The sequence below is a fragment of the Nonomuraea rubra genome, assembly GCF_014207985.1.
In the GTDB taxonomy this organism is placed as follows: domain Bacteria; phylum Actinomycetota; class Actinomycetes; order Streptosporangiales; family Streptosporangiaceae; genus Nonomuraea; species Nonomuraea rubra.
On the sequence record NZ_JACHMI010000001.1, the window covers coordinates 2,567,363 to 2,584,002 of the forward strand.

Consider the following 16,640-nt stretch of genomic DNA (forward strand, 5'->3'; position numbering starts at 1 on the left):
CATGAGACCGATCGCGGTGGCGCTCGCCGGGCTGGCCGTTCTCGCGGCATCCGCCTGCACCGCGCCCACCCCGCCCAGAACCGCCGCCGTGGCGCCCCCGCCGTCCGGCCCCGCCACCCTGCCCGCCCCCACGGGCGAGCACCCGGTCGGCACCACCGTCCTGCATCTGAAGGACACCTCCCGCCCCGACCCGTGGAACCTGGACGCCGGGGCCAGGGAGCTCAAGGTCACGCTGTGGTACCCGGCGGAGGAGCGGGGCGGGCCGCGGGCGCCGTACATGTCGGCCAAGGAGTCGGAGCTGGTGCTGAAGGGGCTCAGGAGCGCGAACGTGCCGCCCGACACGCTCAGCAGGACGCGCACGAACGCCGTCGCGGACGCCGAGCCCGCCGGCCGGGAGCTGCCGCTGGTGCTGCTCTCGCCCGGCTTCACCAAGCCGGTCAGCACGCTCACGTCGCTGGCCGAGGACCTGGCCAGCCGAGGGTACGTGGTGGCCGGCATCGACCACCCCTACGAGAGCTACGCCACGACCCTGGCCGACGGGACGGTCGCGGAGTGCCTGGCGTGCGACAGCGACACGGACCCGGGCTTCGGCACGGGCGTGGCCCGGATCCGGGCGGCGGACGCCTCGTTCGTGCTCGACCGGCTCCCGTCCGCGTGGGACGGCTCCGCGGTGCTCGACCGCTCCAGGATCGCGATGGCGGGGCAGTCGATCGGCGGGGCGAGCGCCCTGGCGGCCATGGTGCGGGACCCGCGGCTCCGCGCCGGGATCAACCTGGACGGCTCCACCTACGCCCGGATCCCGAAGAGCGGGTTCTCCCGGCCGTTCCTGTTCGTGGGCGCGCCCGAGCACGTCCCCGGCGGGCGGGACCCGTCGTGGGAGCGCGACTGGAAGCTGCTGACCGGGTGGAAACGCTGGATCGTGGTGACGGGCGCGGATCACCAGTCCTTCACCGACGGCCCGCTGCTGCAGGGCTCGCTCGGCATCACGCCCGCCTACGGCGCCCTGCCCGCGCAGCGATCCGCCGAGCTCACCCGCACGTACGTGGCGGCCTTCCTCGACCGGCACCTCAAGGCGCAGGAGCGGCCGGTCCTGGACGAGCCGTCCCCGCGCTACCCGGAGGTCAGGTTCTGCCCTTCGGCCTGTGACTCCTAGTTCATCGAGATGTGCACGTGGTCGAAGTGGTTCTCGGTGATGCTGCCCCGGTCGGACATCGCGCGCCAGCCGGACCCCTGGTTGATCCGCTGCTTCCAGATCACGTACTTGACGCCCAGCTTGTCCTGGTTCTTGATCGCCCAGTCCGCGATCCTGTCGCCGAGCGCGAGGTTCGCGGCCGAGGGCATCGAGCCGCCGGAGCTCATCATGAAGTCGCAGGCCCGGCCCAGCGGGTGCTCGCCGCTGGAGCCCGAGCGGAAGCAGCCCACCGTGAACGGCAGCGAGAAGTTCTTCTCCACCTGGGCCTTCATCAGCCGCGTACGGGAGGTGATGTTGTCGGAGCCCGTGGGCAGCTCGGGGGCCCAGGTGCCGTTGGCGTTGCGGCCCGTCCCGTACGGCACGAGGTCTTCGAGCTTGTCCTTGATGTCGTCGATGACCTTCTCGGCCTCGTCGCGCTGCTCGTCCACGTTGGCGGCATCCGCCTTGATCTTGACCGTCAGCGCGGCGGCCTCCTCGCTGGCCTTCTGCTTGTCGTCGCGGGCCTTGGCCACGATCGCGACGAGCGCCTGCTGCTCGGCCGTGAGCTGTTCGAGCAGGGCGGCGCTGCCGGCGTCCGTCGGGAGCATGAAGCCGGGCAGCGAGGAGGGGTCGCCGTTCTGGTAACGCAGGCGGGCGATGTCGGCGACCCGCTGCTCGGCTCCGGCCAGCGTCTGCTCGGCGGCCGCCAGCTTGGCGGCGGCCGTCTTGGCGGACTCCTGCGCCTTGGCCAGCTCGACGCGCTTGAGGTTGTACTGCTCGATGAGCTTGTCGACCTTGTTGTTGAGCTGCTTGAGCTGGGCGCGGAGCTCGGCTTCCGTGGGTTTCGGCGCCGCTGAGGCGGCGGTGGTGCGGGCCGTCGACCGGGCGACGGCGGTGGCGGGGGCCGCCGACAGGGCGGCGGCGGTGGCGGTAATGAGGCCGATGGCAAGGATCGCGGGGGACGAAGCCGCCACGTGGATGTTTCCTCTCCCTCTGCCGGCCGGGTTAGCTGACGGGTTCGGGCATGGGAGGTGCGATTCCCTACCGCCGTAGCGGATTCACCCCAGGTGCGGTTTGGGTCCCCGGCTCCCGGGCGAGGCGCCCGGGATTAGGCGTTGCTACGGCCGTTACGGCCGGTGCATATGGGGATATTAGTGGTAGATCACGAGTAATGCGACCTTAACTAGAAATCCATTAGTGATCTATCTGTGATCGAATCATGCGTGCCGCCTCCTCGGGCAGCACGTCGTTCACGAACGCCCCCATCGCGGACTCCGAACCCGCCAGGAACTTGAGCTTGTTCGCCGCCCGCCTGATGCTGAACAGCTCCAGATGCAGGTACGCCAGCTCCCTGCCCGCCCGCACCGGCGCCTGGTGCCAGGCCGCGATGTACGGCATCGTCATGTCGAACAGCCCGTCGAACGCCCGCAGCACCGAGGTGTACAGCGGCGCGAACGCCGCCCGCTCCTCCTCCGTCAGCGCCGCCAGGTCGGGCACCTGCCGGTGCGGGTAGACATGCACCTCGAACGGCCAGCGCGCGGCGGCCGGCACGAAGGCCGTCCACAGCTCGTTGGCGGCCACCACCCGGGTCCCGGCCTCCCGCTCGGCGGCCAGCACGTCGGCGAACAGGTTCCCCTTGGTGTAGCGCCCGGCGGCGGCCAGCTGCAGCTTCGTCCTGGGCGTCACGTACGGGTAGGCGTAGATCTGGCCGTGCGGGTGGGCCAGCGTGATGCCGATCTCCTCGCCCCGGTTCTCGAAGCAGAACACCTGCTCCACGCCCTCGATGTGGGACAGCTCGGCCGTGCGGTCGGCCCACGCCTCCATGACCAGCTCCACCTGGGAGTCGGAGAGCTTGGAGAAGGAGGAGGAGTGATCGGAGGTGAAGCACACCACCTCGCACCGCCCCACCGCCGGACGGACGTCACTCAACCCGCCCGGCTCCACATAAGTCCCGAAATTTGTGGAGAAAGAGGGAAAGCGGTTCTCGAACACCACCACGTCGTAGTCGTAGGCCGGGATCTCCGACGACCGCGTGTCCGACGACGGGCACAGCGGGCACTCGGCCGTGCCGCCGGTCGGCAGGAACGTGCGCGTCTGCCGGTGCCCGGCGATCGCGATCCACTCCTCGGTCAGCGGGTCGTAGCGCAGCTCGGACGCCACGGGGCGGGGCTCCAGGGTCCGGCGGTCGATCGCGCTCCTGTCGGCGTCGTCACGCCGGTCGAAGTAGATCAGCTCCCGGCCGTCGGCCAGATGGGTGATGGTGCGCTTCAAGACGAGCCCTCCGCGATGATCAGTTCTCCGGCCCGTTCGGCCAGCTCGGTGCGTGCGTCCTCCGGCAGCCCCGCGTCGCTGATGACCACGTGGGCCTCGCTCAGCTCGGCGATGGTGCTGATGCCGACGGTGTTCCACTTCGTGTGGTCGGCGGGGACGACCAGCCGGGTCGCGGCCGTCACCAGCTCTCTGTCGGTCTCGGACTCCAGCAGGTTGGGCGTGGTGAACCCGGCCCGCACGCTCATCCCGTGCACGCCCAGGAAGAGCGTGTCCACGTGCAGGCGGCGGATCGCGGCCACGGCGACGGGGCCCACCAGGGCGTCGGACGGCGTGCGTACGCCGCCGGTCAGCACGACCGTGCGGTCGGCGCGCGGGTTGCGGTGGAAGACGTCGGCGACCGGGATCGAGTTGGTGATCACGGTCAGCTCGGGCACGCCGACCAGGTGCCGGGCCAGCGCCCACGTGGTGGTGCCCGCCGACAGCGCCACGGCCGTGCCGGGGCGGACGAGCGTGGCGGCGTGGCGCGCGATGGCCTCTTTCTCCTGCTGCTGGCGGGCGGACTTGGCGGTGAAGCCGGGCTCCTCTGTGGAGCCGGGGCCGAGCGCCGTCGCGCCGCCGTGCACCTTCTCCAGCAGCCCGCGTTCGGCCAGCACCTCGAGGTCGCGGCGGATGGTCATGTCGGAGACGCCGAGCTCGCGTACGAGATCGGCCACCCGGACGCCGCCGTTGCTGCGCACGCGTTCGAGAATCGCCTGCTGACGCTGCTGTGCGAGCACGCCCGCTCCTTCCAACAGATTCCACCAAATTATGACACGGAATTGTTGGGGAATGTTAGTTAGCGCGGGAACGCTTGCGCTGGTCAGCGCGGCGGGAGACGGTGAGGGCTCACCGATCACCGGAGGCGAGCTTATGGCCAGGCGCGCACGCAAGGGCAGGGCACGCAAGAAGAAGAAGGCGAACCACGGCAAGCGCCCCACGGCGCGATGACGTGGGGCGGCCGGGGGTGGCCGCCCCGTTCCGGCGGCCACCCCCGGCTGTTCGTCACGGCAGTTCGCTCAGTGCCTGGTCGATGCGGTCCTGCGGCAGCGTGTAGTCCTCCAGCTCGCCCGCCAGATACCGGTCATAGGCCCCCAGATCGAAGTGCCCATGACCGCACAACGCCGTCAGGATCACCTTCTCCTCGCCGCTCTCCCTGCAGCGCAGCGCCTCGGCGATCGTCTCGGCCAGCGCGTGCGTGGGCTCGGGCGCGGGCACGATCCCCTCGGTCCTGGCGAAGCGCACGCCGGCCTCGAAGCACTCGTTCTGGGCGCGGGTCACCGCCTCGAACAGGCCCAGCTCGTACAGGTGCGACAGCAGCGGCGACATGCCGTGATAGCGCAGCCCGCCCGCGTGGATCGGGTCCGGCACGAACGAGTGCCCCAGCGTGTGCATCTTCAGCAGCGGCGTGAAGCCGGCCGTGTCACCGAAGTCGTAGGCGTACGCGCCGCGCGTGAACGTCGGGCAGGCCGCCGGCTCCACCGCGCGGAACACCGTCCGGATGCGCCCCGCCAGCTTCTCCCGCAGGAAGGGGAAGGCCAGGCCGGCGAAGTTCGAGCCGCCGCCGGTGCAGCCGATGACCAGGTCCGGCATCTCCGGGAGCTGGGCGAGCGCCTCCTCGCCGATCACCGTCTGGTGCAGCAGGACGTGGTTGAGCACGGAGCCGAGCGCGTACCTGGCGTCGGGCGTCGCGCCCGCCACCTCGACCGCCTCGCTGATCGCGATCCCCAGGCTGCCGGGAGAGTCCGGATCGCCCGCGAGGATCTTGCTGCCCGCGCCGGTCACGGGGGAGGGGCTGGCGTGCACGGTGGCGCCGTACACCTGCATGAGGGAGCGGCGGTAGGGCTTCTGGTCGTACGAGGCCCGTACCATCCAGATCCGGCACTCCAGGCCGAACTGGGCGCAGGCGAACGCCAGCGCCGACCCCCACTGACCGGCGCCGGTCTCGGTGGTGAGCAGCCGCACCCCCTCGCGCGCGTTGTAGTACGCCTGCGGCACGGCCGTGTTCGGCTTGTGCGACCCGGCGGGGGAGCCGCCCTCGTACTTGTAGTAGATCCTGGCCGGCGTGCCCAGCGCCCGCTCCAGCCGGTGCGCCCGGATCAGCGGCGTCGGCCGCCAGAGCCGGTAGACGTCCAGCACCTCCTGCGGGATCGGGACGTACCGCTCGCCGCTGACCTCCTGCCCGATCAGCTCCATGGGGAAGAGCGGCGCCAGATCGTCGGGACCGACGGGCCGGCGCGTGCCGGGATGCAGCGGCGGAGGCGGCGGGGCGGGCAGATCGGGAACGATGTTGTACCAGTTGCTGGGGATCATTGCCTCAGTCTGCGCCGCCGGAGTTCACCGGACCAGCACCGCCGGCCGTTCGGGGTGATCGGCGCGTACCACGACGTCGGCCGCCTCCTGGGGCCGCGCCTCCCGCTCGTACCGCTCGTAGGCAGGCAACGTCCACCGCTCGCCCTCCGGCGTCCCCCGCTCCAGCGCGCCCGGCGACAGCCACACGTGCACGCTCACGTCGAACGCCAGCCCCCGCCCCAGCAGCAGCGCCCCGTCCACCAGCACCACCCCGCCCGGAGGCAGCTCCGTGTACGGCAGCCGGTAGGCCCGGTCGATCCCGCTGTCCCACAGCGCCGGCAGCACCCGCCCCGAGCCTCCCGGTTCGAGCGGCTCCAGCACCTCCCTGCGCAACGCCTTGGCGTCGAGCCAGTCGTCGTGGAAGGCGTCGGGGTCGGTCCTGCCGTACTCCAGCCGCAGCGACGCGGGCCGCAGGAAATCGCCCGCCGACACCCGCAACACCGGCCGCCCGCGCAGCCGCAACGGCGCCACCAGCTCGTCGGCCAGCGCCCCCGGCCGCGCGGGAGGCGCCCCGTCCACGGCCACCCGCACCCACGCGCCCTGGGGGCGGCCGGAGATCAGCTCGGCCAGCTCCTCGACGAGGGCCTCACGGGAGATCGGTCGCACACGCATCGATCACAGCTTACGAGCGCCGCGTTCATCCCCTTCCGGCCACAGCCCTCCGGCCTTTGCGGGCCCTCGACGCCCGAAATGTCGTCGACGTTCCCGCGACCGCCTCGCTAGGGTGCCCGCCATGGCTCAGTGCGACTGCGGCGCGACGGCGGGACCGCTCGGCGTGTGCGCCGACTACTACAACACGATCCTGGCGGAGGAGCAGCTCGACCCCGAGATGTACAAGTGGCACGCGGTGGTGGTCTGCGCCTACCTCCTGCAACACCCCTCGCGCGGTCACGAGAAGTACCTCGACAGCCAGTTCCGCTGGCTGCAGTTCTACCTCGACCAGGGCATCGACGCGGTGCTCCGGCTACGGGCGCACCAGGTGGCCCGCAACAACCACCGATCCAGGGCGAGCTACGACATGGCGCCGCTGGAGCCGTACCCGCCGCTCCCGGCGGGCGGCCCGCCCGCCCGCTTCCGCACGAGCTTCAGCGACCTGCCGTACGGCGACGGCGGCTTCATCCTCGACGGCCACGCCGCGTACGGGGAACGCATGCGCACCCTGGCCTCGGCCACCGCAGAGGCCTGGAAAAGCCTCGGGCCAGGCTCCTGACCTGGCCCTGCGCTGTACTGGAGCGGACGACGGGAATCGAACCCGCGTAGCTAGTTTGGAAGACTAGGGCTCTACCATTGAGCTACGTCCGCGCGAACCGGTCGAACTCTGGTCTAGACTTCATCCGGTCGTCAGGGCGTAAGCGTACCGGAGTCCCGGAGCGCATGCGCACTCGGCGAGACGGGGCGTGGCGCAGCTTGGCAGCGCGCTTGCTTTGGGAGCAAGAAGTCGCAGGTTCAAATCCTGTCGCCCCGACCAGCCAGAAGGCCCCACCCAATTCGGGTGGGGCCTTCTGCTTGTCTATCTGCTTGACTATGACGTTCACCAGCACCAGGGGATGCCGAGTCCCGGACTGAGCCTGGCGGTCAAGGCATGCCTCCGGCGGGAGCGCTCCGGCACCGAGGTGATCGCCACACGGCCCTGAACGTAGAGGGGTGGCTGAGGGCTGATCACCTCCTGTGGGTGGAGTTCGCGCGGTCGGCACCCGGGCGTATGACGATGGTGCTGACTGTGCCGTCGCCCCAGACAGTGGTGTTCAGCTTCATCTGCCCGTCCAGAGACGCCATCGTGAACTCCGGCACGAAGCGCTCGGTGAACATCCCTGCCATCCAGCTTCTCAGCAGATCTACTTCACTTGCGGCGAGGTCCCACTCATTGAGAAGTCGCACCTGAACCCACGCGATGTCATCGTCCCCCGTGCCGGTTTCCCAGTACCTCGCGTAGCAGACCGAGAGCAGGAACTCGCGATCTTCGTTGAAGAGCCCAAACTCGGTTGCCATCCGGAACCAGCCCGCGTTGACCTTTTCAGGCATATCGTCGGCCTCGACGTCGGCTACCTCGTCAGGTAAGGAGTCGAATCGGCCGTGCTCGGGGCGCGCACTCGCGGCTGAGTGCCCCGAGGGCAGTGCAGGCAACCGGACACTATCGTGGTCCATGCGCTTGATGAACAGCAGACCGGCAGGTGCGAGAAGACCGGCCACATCGGTGTCTGTGAGCGTCACGACGGTACGATAGCCCTCGGAATGGATCTTGCCGAGCCCGTGCGTCAGAGACATATCTGCGGCTCTCGGGCAGCATCCTTGCCCGATGTGCTGAGGCGCCCTGCTGGGTGACGTATTGAGTGACGATCGCTGCGAGCAATCGCGGACGCTCACGGACTCTCAAAGACTTCTGATGCAGGTCACAGGGCTTATTCGCCTTGGTAGAGATCATGGTTGAGTGGATGTGGGAGCAAGAAGCCGCAGGTTCAAATCCTGTCGCCCCGACGGGTGGTTGCTGGTCAGGGCCCTGATTCACATCGTGAGTCGGGGCCTTTGCCATGCCTCGTCTCACAATCCAGCTCTTGCTGCCTGCCGCAGTGAACGGCAAGATCACGTCGTGACTGACTACGAGCAGGTGGCCGAGGCCTTGGGGAACACCACCTGGATCACCTGGCTCACGGACGCGACCCTGGACGATGTTCTCGCCCTCTACGGCGCAGGCTGGAACCTGCCGATGACGGCCACCTTCCGCGAGGCCGACGAGGCGGCCCATCTCGGCATGGAGGACGGGATGCCGGTCCTCTTCGCTGGTGCGCTCGGCCATGGGGTCGTTCTCATGGAACCAGGGCTGCCTTGCGTGGGAACCGACGAGCGGATTCGCCTCTCCCCGGCAGGTGTGTGCCTGGACGTCGGCTGGAGCGATTTCGGTCCACCCTTCGTCACGTACAGGGAGAAGGGGCGTGTCGTGGTGAGCTTCGACGGCACTGGGTGGGAGGACGACGCCAAGCCCGATCAGGAGACGGTGGAGCGCTGGATGAGCACCACGCCCGGCGGATTGGAGGGGTGGCAGAACAATTACGGCACGGCGTCGCTGATGACGGCGGAGGCCATCATGGGCGCGCCCATGGATGACCGGTGGCTGGCGCGAGAACACACCTGCATAACGCGTAGGAGGGCTGACTCGGAGCGTCCTCGTCCCCGTTCGGTGGGCCTGGGAGAGCTGCTGAAACAGGTTGAATCGCGGTGAATGACTCGAACGCGGGCGTACGTCAGCGGACGTTGCCAGTCCGCCGACCTCCAGCTGCTCGATCATGCCGCCCGGAGCTCGGGCCCGTTCCGCCTGCGCGGCACGGTGGCATGCCAGGAACATATCGGCGCTCTCTACCGTGAAGATCCCAAGCGAAGCGGACCAGCCACAGGTACACGACCACTCCTCCTAACCAGCTGGAGAAGTCCTTCACCACCCCGCGCCATTCGTACGGCACCTTCAAGGTTTCCCTGACCACGATCTGCTGACCCGCGCACACGGCACACCGCCGTCGCCGCCTCCTCCGAGGGGCGAATGCCGCCTACGACAGGCGGGCGCCCGCGGCCGGCGTCTCCTGGTTCCTGATCGGCCGCATCACCTGCTTGGCGACGCAACTGGGCAGACCGGCCGCGTCACCGGCCGCCAGCCGCCGGTACGTGCTCGGCGACATGCCGACCAGCTCGGAGAAGCGCGTGCTGAAGGTGCCGAGCGACGAGCAGCCGACCGCGAAGCAGACCTCGGTGACCGACAGGTCGCCGCGCCGCAGCAGCGTCATGGCACGTTCGATGCGCCGGGTCATGAGATAGCTGTACGGCGACTCTCCATACGCGGCGCGGAACAGCCGGCTCAGGTGTCCGGCCGAGAGGTGCACGCCACGCGCCAGCGCCTCCACGTCCAGCGGCTGCGCGTAGTCGCGGTCGATCCTGTCGCGCACCCGGCGCAGCAGGGCGAGCTCGCGCAGGCGCTGGTCAGGTTGGGCGGCCATGCTCTACAGCCTGCCCTGGGAAGCGCCCCGCTGTCCATTTCGCCAGGGTGCATCCAGGTACACCCCGACCGGGCAGGTAGCTCGATTCCCCGGCTCGCGCGGCGTCCCTAGCGTCGGAGACATCGACGACAGGGAGGAAGAACCCTCATGCGCATCGTCATGTGGATCCTGCAGATCCCCGTGGCCGGCTTCTTCGTGATGGCGGCCCTGGGGAAGTTCGCGGGCGCCGAGCCGTCGGCCTCCACGTTCGAGGCGATCGGGCTCGGCGACTGGTTCCGGGTCGCGGTCGGGGTGCTGGAGGTGGCGGGGGCGGTGGCGCTGCTGGTGCCACGGCTGGCCGGGGCGGCAGGGCTGGCGCTGGCGGGGCTCATGGCGGGCGCGGTGCTGACCGAGGCGTTCGTGTTCCGGGGAGGGGGCGTACTGCTGCCGCTGGTCCTGCTCGTGCTCTGCCTCCTGATCGCGTGGGGGCGCTGGGAGAACACGGCACGGCTGTGGTCGGCGGTCGCCGGGCGGGCGTCCTGAACCTGGCGGGAAATCGGGCGGGAAGCCGGGCGGGCATCCTGGGAGGCGTGGATCTCTTCGCGGACGACCCGATGGCCTTACCGCTGACGTACCCCGGCCGGATCCCGCCCGGCTCCGGCGTCCTGGTGGACGACGCGTACGTACCGCATGAGTGGCGGGAGGGCGGCGCGGCGATCGCCGCGCTGCTGGCGTCGGCGGGGCAGGCGCCGCTGGACGCCCGCCACCGCGTCGTCGCCGTCGGCTCCAACGCCGCGCCGGGCCAGCTGCGCAGGAAGTTCCGCGATCACGGGGTACGCCCGGTCGTCCCGATGACGGTCGCGCGGGTACCGGGGATCGCGCCCGGCGTGTCCGCGCACGTCAGCAAGTGGGGGTACGTGCCGGCCGCGCCCATCGAGACACCCGGTGAGACGTCCAGGCTGTTCGTGCTCTGGCTGGACGAGCTCCAGCTCGCCGCCCTCGACCTCACCGAGCCCAACTACCGCAGGCGACCGCTCGAACGCCCGGTCACCCTGGAGGACGGCACGAGTCTCCCGCCGCCCTTCGTGTACGAGGGCAGGCACGGCTGCGTCGCCGCCCGCGGGGACGGCCGGCCCCGCCGCCTGACCTCGCAGCCGGCGCTCATCCAGTCCCTCCTGGACGCCTCCGCGGCCCTGCGCCACCTGTGCGGGGGCACGCCCGAGGAGTTCGTGGCCAGTGTCAGGGACGACACCGTACGGGAGGCGGCGTACCTGCTGCTGCAGCGGGAGAGCCGAGTCCGACGCCCGGCCGGCGGGGGATAGGGTCGGGGCTCGTGACAGACAACCGGACCCCTCCCCCCTTCGCAGGCGACGAGCGCGCCATGCTGAACAACTGGCTCGAATGGCACCGCGGGACCCTGGCCGTCAAGTGCGCGGGCCTGTCGGAGGAGCAGCTGCGCGAGCGCTCCGCGCCGCCCTCGGCGCTGTCCCTGCTGGGCCTGGTCAGGCACATGGCGCACGTCGAGCGCTCGTGGTTCAGGCGGGTGCTGAACGGCGAGGACCTGCCCAAGCTGTGGGACAAGGACCGCGACAACGACGCCGACTTCTCCGAGGTGGACACCGCGTCGGCGAAGGAGGCGTTCGACACGTGGGAGGAGGAGATCCGGCTCGCCCGCGCGATCTCCGCCGCCAAGCCGCTGGACGCGGTGGGTGACCGTAACGGGCAGGACTGCACGCACCGGTGGATCCTGGTGCACATGATCGAGGAGTACGCCCGCCACAACGGCCACGCGGACCTGCTGCGCGAGCGCATCGACGGCGTCACCGGCGAATGAGAGGCGTCAGACGTCGGCGCCGAAACGAGTGACGGGCGCCAGGCGTCAGCGCTGAAGCGGATGACGGGACCGTCAGGCGTCGGCGCGGAACAGCGCCCAGACGGCCTTGCCGCCGCGGGCCAGCGGGTCCCAGCCCCAGCACTGGCTGTAGGTCTCGACGATGTAGAGGCCCCGCCCGTTCTCGGAGACGAAGTCGGGCTCCTTGGGCGTGGGCACCTCGTCGCTGGGGTCGGCCACGGCGAGCAGCACGTGGGGCGCGACCCGCATCAGCAGCAGCTCGATCTCCCTGCGGCCCGCCGCGTACATCGCGTACCTGACCGCGTTCGTGACCAGCTCGGAGACCACCAGCGCGGCGTCGTCGCTGAGATCGTGCAACCCCCAGCCGCGCAGTGTCCTGCGCGTGACGTCCCTGGCGGTCTTCACCGAGTCGGCCTGAAAGGGCAGGGGGCACGAGGTCGTGTACGGCTTGCCACCCGTGAGGAGCCGGTCGAAGCCGACCTCCCGGGTGATCTGCAGGCAATCGGCAGTGGCCAGAGGATCCTCCACCATGCCGCCGATACCTCCCCGTTCAGCCTTGGTTAGTGCATGTTTGGCCCAATATGCACTAAGCCATCATGGGTCACGAACGCGGCACCTGCAAGACCCAAATGCACGTGCAGTTGCAATGTGCAGCAGCAAGCGACGTTTTGGGGATAAATCTCCGAATCCGGACACGAGGTTGAGACCTTGTCATACCCGGCAATGTGGTGTCACTGTGTGTGCGGACCTTGATAGGAGGCAAAGTGACGCAGAACCAGCCGGGTTCCGGGCCGACGGCGCTGCGCATCCTCCTGGGCTCCCAGCTGCGCAAGCTCAGGGAAGCGAAGAACGTCACTCGTGAGGAGGCCGGCCACCTCATCAGGGGGTCGGAGTCCAAGATCAGCCGAATGGAACTCGGCCGGGTGGGGTTCAAAGAACGTGACGTGGCGGACCTGCTGACCCTGTACGGGGTCGTGGATCAGCAGGCACGCTCCGCCGTCCTCGATCTGGTCGCCACCGCCAACGAGCCTGGCTGGTGGCACCGGTTCAACGATGTCCTGCCCACGTGGTTCCAGGCGTACGTCGGCCTTGAAGAGGCCGCCGTCAGGATCAGGACCTACGAGGTCCAGTTCGTGCCAGGACTGTTGCAGACCAAGGAGTACGCAAGGGCCGTGGTGACCGCCGGAGCGGCGGGCATCGGGGCGGAGGAGATCGCCCGCAGGGTGGATCTCCGGCTGGAGCGCCAGCGGATGTTGGACAGGCCTGACGGGCCGGTCTTCTGGGCCGTGATCGACGAGGCCGCGCTCAGGCGGCCGATCGGCGGGGCCGAGGTGATGAGGGCGCAGATCGAGCACCTCATCGACCTGATGCGCCAGCCGAACATCACGATTCAGGTCATGCCGTTCAGCTTCGGCGGGCACAGCGCGGAGGGCGGGGCGTTCAGCGTCCTGCGCTTCCCTGACAACGACCTGCCCGACGTGGTGTACGTGGAGCAGCTCGCCAGCGCTCTCTACCTGGACAAGCGTGAGGACGTGGACCGATACACCGAGGTGATGGAGCGGCTGTGCGCCGTGAGCACCACCCCGGATGAGACGATCGAGCTGCTGAGGACGATCGCGGAGGAGTTCTGACCGCGGCGGCGTCGTGGTTGGGTGTGCATCTGCCCTAGACTGGCCATCGGCGTTGGATGCAGCCGTTGCGGAGCATGCCCAACACCGCTCATGTGGGCGCGGCGCGTGAGCCGTACCGATTGGACGCGCCCGCGATCACTCGTAGCTTGATCAAGGAGACCATTCCGTGAAGACCGCTGTCGAGGAGCTCAGCCCGACCCGGGTCAAGCTCACTGTCGAGGTGCCGTTCGACGAGCTGCGCCCGAGCATGGATGCGGCGTACAAGAAGGTCGCGCAGCAGGTGCGCGTCCCCGGGTTCCGGCCTGGCAAGGTTCCGGCCCGCATCATCGAACAGCGCTTCGGCCGGGCGGTAGTGCTGGAGGAGACCCTCAACGACGCGGTGCCCAAGCTGTACGGCCAGGCCGTCGACGAGGCCGACGTGTTCCCCGTCAGCCAGCCTGACATCGAGGTCACGAAGATCGACGACGGTGAGCAGATCGAGTTCACCGCCGAGGTCGACATCCGGCCCAACTTCGAGGTCCCCGACTACCAGGGCATCGAGGTCACGGTCGACTCCGCCGAGGTCTCCGACGAGGACGTGAACGCGCAGCTCGACGCGCTGCGCCAGCGCTTCGCCACGCTGACCGGCGTGGAGCGCCCCGCCGCCACCGGCGACTTCGTGATCATGGACCTGCGCGCCGAGATCAACGGCGAGAACATCGAGGAGCAGCAGGCCAGCGAGGTCTCCTACGAGGTCGGCGCCGGCTCCGTGCTGCAGGGCCTCGACGCCGCGCTCGAGGGCATGTCCGCGGGCGAGGAGAAGAGCTTCAAGACCGAGCTGGTCGGTGGTGAGAACGCCGGCGAGGAAGCCGACGTCATCATCAACGTCAAGTCGGTCAAGGAGAAGGTCCTGCCCGAGCTGGACGACGAGTTCGCCCAGCTCGCCAGCGAGTTCGACACGCTCGACGAGCTGAAGAACAGCATCCGCGAGCAGGCCCGCCGCAACAAGCTCATCGACCAGGTCGTGCAGTCCCGCGAGAAGGCGCTCGACGCGCTGCTCGAGCAGATCGAGATCCCGCTGCCGGACAGCGCGCTCAAGGCCGAGGTCGACGCCCGCAAGCACAACCTCAACCACCAGGTGGCCGAGAGCGGCCTCAGCCGTGACGCCTTCTTCCGTCTGTACCAGACGACGGAGGAGGAGCGCTTCGAGGAGTTCGAGAAGAACTCCGCCCGTGCGATCAAGGTCGGCTTCGTGCTCGACAAGATCGTCAAGAACGAGGAGCTGGGCGTCTCCGAGCAGGAGCTGACCAACTTCGTGGTCCGCCGCGCCATGGAGATGGGCGTGCAGCCCAACGAGCTGGCCAAGCACCTCGCCGACAACGACCAGCTCACGCTGGCCATGGTCGAGATCGTGCGCGACAAGGCCAAGTCCGTGCTCGGCGACGCCGCCAAGGTCGTCGACACCGACGGCAACGAGGTCGACCTCAAGGCCATCTACACCGAGATCAACGGTGAGCCGGTCGAGGAGGAGGCCGCCGAGGCCGACGCCGGTGACAAGCCCGCCGAGGACAAGGCCGAGGCCTGACGCTTCAGAAGTAACAGGAGCCCCCGGACTCACGGTCCGGGGGCTTCTCATGTTTCGCGGGCCTCGCCGTCCATGGAAGTGTGCCGTCACCGCCAGTGAGGTGTGGCCCGCCCGCGACGTTTGCCGCGAAGGCCGTGGCGCCCGCGGCGCTCAGATGGCCGCTGCCGGGAGAGCAGCCGCGGGACGCACTCTTGCGCGGCGGCGTCCGTACGCGACATCCCGAGCGCCGTCTGAGAGCCCTGTGGGGGAGTACGGGGAGCCGCCCGGGGGACGGGTCGCCATCCGCAACCGGGACGAAAGCCGCACCAAGCCGCGAAGGGCAACAGGAGCCGATCCATCCGAACCTGCGCCGTCAGCGAACAGTCCGGGGGACCGGGCATGACCTGTGGGCGGCGCGCGTTAAGGTCACAAGCAAAGCCAATCGATTACGACGCATCGGAAGGTGACGCTGTGACCAGCCCGCCGACCTTCTATCAGCCTGAGTCTCGAGGCCGTGAGAACGGCTCCGCCTTCCGGCTTGAGGACCAGCTTTACCAGCGCCTGCTCCGCGAGCGCATCATCGTGCTCGGGCAGGAGGTCAACGACGAGATCGCCAACCGCATCTGCGCCGAGCTGCTCCTGCTCGCCGCCGATGACCCCGAGCGCGACATCACGCTCTACATCAACTCGCCGGGGGGCTCGGTGAGTGCCGGTATGGCGATTTACGACATGATGGAATACGTGCCTAACGACGTCTCCACCGTGGTGATGGGTATGGCTGCCTCGATGGGGCAGTTCCTGCTCACCGCGGGGGCACGCGGCAAGCGCTTCGGCCTGCCGCACGCCCGGGTGATGATGCACCAGCCGTCGGGTGGTATCGGCGGTACCGCCGCCGACATCGCCATCCAGGCTGAGCAGATGCTCTACGTGAAGAAGACGCTGGCCGAGCGGATCGCCTTCCACACGGGGCAGCCGCTGGACCAGATCGAGTCCGACTCCGACCGTGACCGCTGGTTCACGGCCGAGGAGGCCAAGGACTACGGGTTCATCGATCACGTGGTGCGCAGCGCGCGTCAGGTGCCCTCCGCGGGCCCGGTTTCCTAGGGGGAGCTGACATGAACATCCAGAGCCGTTACGTTCTCCCCTCCTTCGTCGAGCGCACGTCCTACGGCGTGAAGGAGATGAACCCGTACAACAAGCTCTTCGAGGACCGCATCATCTTCCTCGGAGTGCAGATCGACGACGCGTCGGCCAACGACGTGATGGCCCAGCTGCTGACGCTGGAGTCGCTCGACCCCGACCGTGACATCAGCATCTACATCAACTCGCCGGGTGGCTCCTTCACCGCCATGACGGCGATCTACGACACGATGCAGTTCGTCCGGCCGGAGATCCAGACCGTCTGCCTCGGCCAGGCCGCGTCCGCCGCGGCCGTGCTGCTGGCCGGCGGCACCCCGGGCAAGCGCTTCGCGCTGCCGAACGCCCGGGTGCTGATCCACCAGCCGTCCACCGAGGGCGGCGGCCAGGGCAGCGACATCGAGATCCAGGCCCGCGAGATCCTGCGCATGCGCACGCTGCTGGAGGACATCGTGGCCCGGCACACCGGCAAGTCATCCGCCGAAGTCCGCAAGGACATCGAACGCGACAAAATTCTCAACGCGGACGAGGCAAAGGCGTATGGTCTGATCGATGACATCATCCCGTCCAGGAAGAAACGAGCTCAGGCCGTAGCTTCCTAGACGAGACGTGACGCACCGGAGCGCTGCCCAATAGGGCACGTTCCGGTGCGACTCGCCGCTAGGGGGCTCACTGAGGGCCCAGA

19 protein-coding genes, 2 tRNA genes and 1 riboswitch are annotated in these 16,640 nt (G+C 69.0%); of the genes, 12 read left to right on the forward strand and 9 right to left on the reverse strand.

Going from position 1 to position 16,640, the window contains the following annotated elements:
* Position 1: 1 nt before the first annotated feature.
* On the forward strand, positions 2–1,153 hold the full coding sequence (locus tag HD593_RS11665) for an alpha/beta hydrolase family protein (protein ID WP_185102188.1): 1,152 nt from the start codon (positions 2–4) through the stop codon (positions 1,151–1,153).
* Here HD593_RS11665 and HD593_RS11670 read toward each other — a convergent pair.
* The 3 genes from HD593_RS11670 to HD593_RS11680 form a co-directional block, all read right to left on the reverse strand.
* Entirely contained in the window at positions 1,150–2,145 is a 996-nt protein-coding gene (locus tag HD593_RS11670) for a coiled-coil domain-containing protein (RefSeq protein ID WP_185102189.1), read from the reverse strand. The genes HD593_RS11665 and HD593_RS11670 overlap by 4 nt on opposite strands.
* Positions 2,146–2,151: 6 nt before the next feature.
* Positions 2,152–2,296, reverse strand: a riboswitch (cyclic di-AMP (ydaO/yuaA leader).
* 69 nt (positions 2,297–2,365) lie between these two features.
* Positions 2,366–3,442, reverse strand: coding sequence for a galactose-1-phosphate uridylyltransferase (gene galT / locus HD593_RS11675; protein WP_185102190.1), 1,077 nt, complete (start codon positions 3,440–3,442; stop codon positions 2,366–2,368).
* Positions 3,439–4,218 carry a DeoR/GlpR family DNA-binding transcription regulator gene (locus HD593_RS11680; RefSeq protein ID WP_185102191.1) on the reverse strand — a complete coding sequence of 260 codons (780 nt, stop codon included), beginning with the start codon at positions 4,216–4,218 and terminating at the stop codon, positions 3,439–3,441. The genes galT and HD593_RS11680 overlap by 4 nt, the downstream gene beginning before the upstream one ends.
* 133 nt (positions 4,219–4,351) lie before the next feature.
* On the opposite strand from HD593_RS11680, the gene HD593_RS65090 reads away from it, so the two are divergent.
* Positions 4,352–4,429, forward strand: coding sequence for a 50S ribosomal protein bL37 (locus tag HD593_RS65090; protein ID WP_372513659.1), 78 nt, complete (start codon positions 4,352–4,354; stop codon positions 4,427–4,429).
* A gap of 54 nt (positions 4,430–4,483) precedes the next feature.
* Here HD593_RS65090 and HD593_RS11685 read toward each other — a convergent pair whose 3' ends face one another.
* Together HD593_RS11685 and HD593_RS11690 are read right to left on the reverse strand one after the other, a co-directional pair.
* Positions 4,484–5,791: a TrpB-like pyridoxal phosphate-dependent enzyme gene (locus tag HD593_RS11685; RefSeq protein ID WP_185102192.1), complete on the reverse strand. Its 1,308-nt coding sequence runs from the start codon at positions 5,789–5,791 to the stop codon at positions 4,484–4,486.
* 24 nt (positions 5,792–5,815) lie between these two features.
* Positions 5,816–6,442: a nucleoside/nucleotide kinase family protein gene (locus HD593_RS11690; RefSeq protein WP_185102193.1), complete on the reverse strand. Its 627-nt coding sequence runs from the start codon at positions 6,440–6,442 to the stop codon at positions 5,816–5,818.
* A 121-nt stretch (positions 6,443–6,563) separates the two neighbouring features.
* Here HD593_RS11690 and HD593_RS11695 point away from each other — a divergent pair, with 121 nt between their 5' ends.
* Entirely contained in the window at positions 6,564–7,040 is a 477-nt protein-coding gene (locus tag HD593_RS11695) for a DUF5946 family protein (RefSeq protein ID WP_185102194.1), read from the forward strand.
* 18 nt (positions 7,041–7,058) lie between these two features.
* Here the strand turns inward: HD593_RS11695 and HD593_RS11700 are convergent.
* Positions 7,059–7,132, reverse strand: a tRNA-Gly gene (locus HD593_RS11700).
* A gap of 89 nt (positions 7,133–7,221) precedes the next feature.
* On the opposite strand from HD593_RS11700, the gene HD593_RS11705 reads away from it, so the two are divergent.
* Positions 7,222–7,298: transfer RNA gene (locus HD593_RS11705), tRNA-Pro, on the forward strand.
* Between the two features lie 191 nt (positions 7,299–7,489).
* On the opposite strand, the gene HD593_RS11710 is transcribed toward HD593_RS11705, so the two are convergent.
* Complete coding sequence (locus HD593_RS11710) at positions 7,490–8,041, reverse strand: hypothetical protein (RefSeq protein ID WP_185102195.1); 552 nt, start codon at positions 8,039–8,041, stop codon at positions 7,490–7,492.
* 376 nt (positions 8,042–8,417) lie between these two features.
* Between HD593_RS11710 and HD593_RS11715 the strand changes: the two genes are divergently transcribed.
* On the forward strand, positions 8,418–9,047 hold the full coding sequence (locus HD593_RS11715) for a hypothetical protein (protein ID WP_185102196.1): 630 nt from the start codon (positions 8,418–8,420) through the stop codon (positions 9,045–9,047).
* A 322-nt stretch (positions 9,048–9,369) separates the two neighbouring features.
* Here the strand turns inward: HD593_RS11715 and HD593_RS11720 are convergent, their stop codons facing one another.
* Positions 9,370–9,813, reverse strand: coding sequence for a helix-turn-helix transcriptional regulator (locus HD593_RS11720; RefSeq protein ID WP_185102197.1), 444 nt, complete (start codon positions 9,811–9,813; stop codon positions 9,370–9,372).
* Positions 9,814–9,960: 147 nt separating this feature from the next.
* Between HD593_RS11720 and HD593_RS11725 the strand changes: the two genes are divergently transcribed.
* From HD593_RS11725 to HD593_RS11735, 3 genes are read left to right on the forward strand one after another with little or no spacing between them, the layout of a single operon-like run.
* Entirely contained in the window at positions 9,961–10,335 is a 375-nt protein-coding gene (locus HD593_RS11725; protein ID WP_185102198.1) for a DoxX family protein, read from the forward strand.
* 47 nt (positions 10,336–10,382) lie between these two features.
* A complete protein-coding gene (locus HD593_RS11730; RefSeq protein WP_185102199.1) occupies positions 10,383–11,114 on the forward strand; it encodes a hypothetical protein in 732 nt (243 codons plus the stop codon).
* Between the two features lie 11 nt (positions 11,115–11,125).
* Entirely contained in the window at positions 11,126–11,626 is a 501-nt protein-coding gene (locus tag HD593_RS11735) for a DinB family protein (RefSeq protein ID WP_312903435.1), read from the forward strand.
* A 72-nt stretch (positions 11,627–11,698) separates the two neighbouring features.
* Here the strand turns inward: HD593_RS11735 and HD593_RS11740 are convergent, their stop codons facing one another.
* Entirely contained in the window at positions 11,699–12,175 is a 477-nt protein-coding gene (locus HD593_RS11740) for an ATP-binding protein (protein ID WP_185102200.1), read from the reverse strand.
* A gap of 233 nt (positions 12,176–12,408) precedes the next feature.
* Here HD593_RS11740 and HD593_RS11745 point away from each other — a divergent pair, with 233 nt between their 5' ends.
* From HD593_RS11745 to HD593_RS11760, 4 genes are all read left to right on the forward strand, one after another.
* Positions 12,409–13,275 (forward strand): helix-turn-helix domain-containing protein, encoded by an 867-nt coding sequence (locus HD593_RS11745; RefSeq protein WP_185102201.1) that lies wholly within the window; start codon positions 12,409–12,411, stop codon positions 13,273–13,275.
* Positions 13,276–13,441: 166 nt separating this feature from the next.
* Positions 13,442–14,839 carry a trigger factor gene (gene tig, locus HD593_RS11750; RefSeq protein WP_185102202.1) on the forward strand — a complete coding sequence of 466 codons (1,398 nt, stop codon included), beginning with the start codon at positions 13,442–13,444 and terminating at the stop codon, positions 14,837–14,839.
* Positions 14,840–15,289: 450 nt separating this feature from the next.
* Entirely contained in the window at positions 15,290–15,922 is a 633-nt protein-coding gene (locus HD593_RS11755) for a ClpP family protease (RefSeq protein ID WP_185102203.1), read from the forward strand.
* A gap of 11 nt (positions 15,923–15,933) precedes the next feature.
* Complete coding sequence (locus HD593_RS11760; RefSeq protein WP_080046146.1) at positions 15,934–16,557, forward strand: ATP-dependent Clp protease proteolytic subunit; 624 nt, start codon at positions 15,934–15,936, stop codon at positions 16,555–16,557.
* Positions 16,558–16,640: the final 83 nt, after the last annotated feature.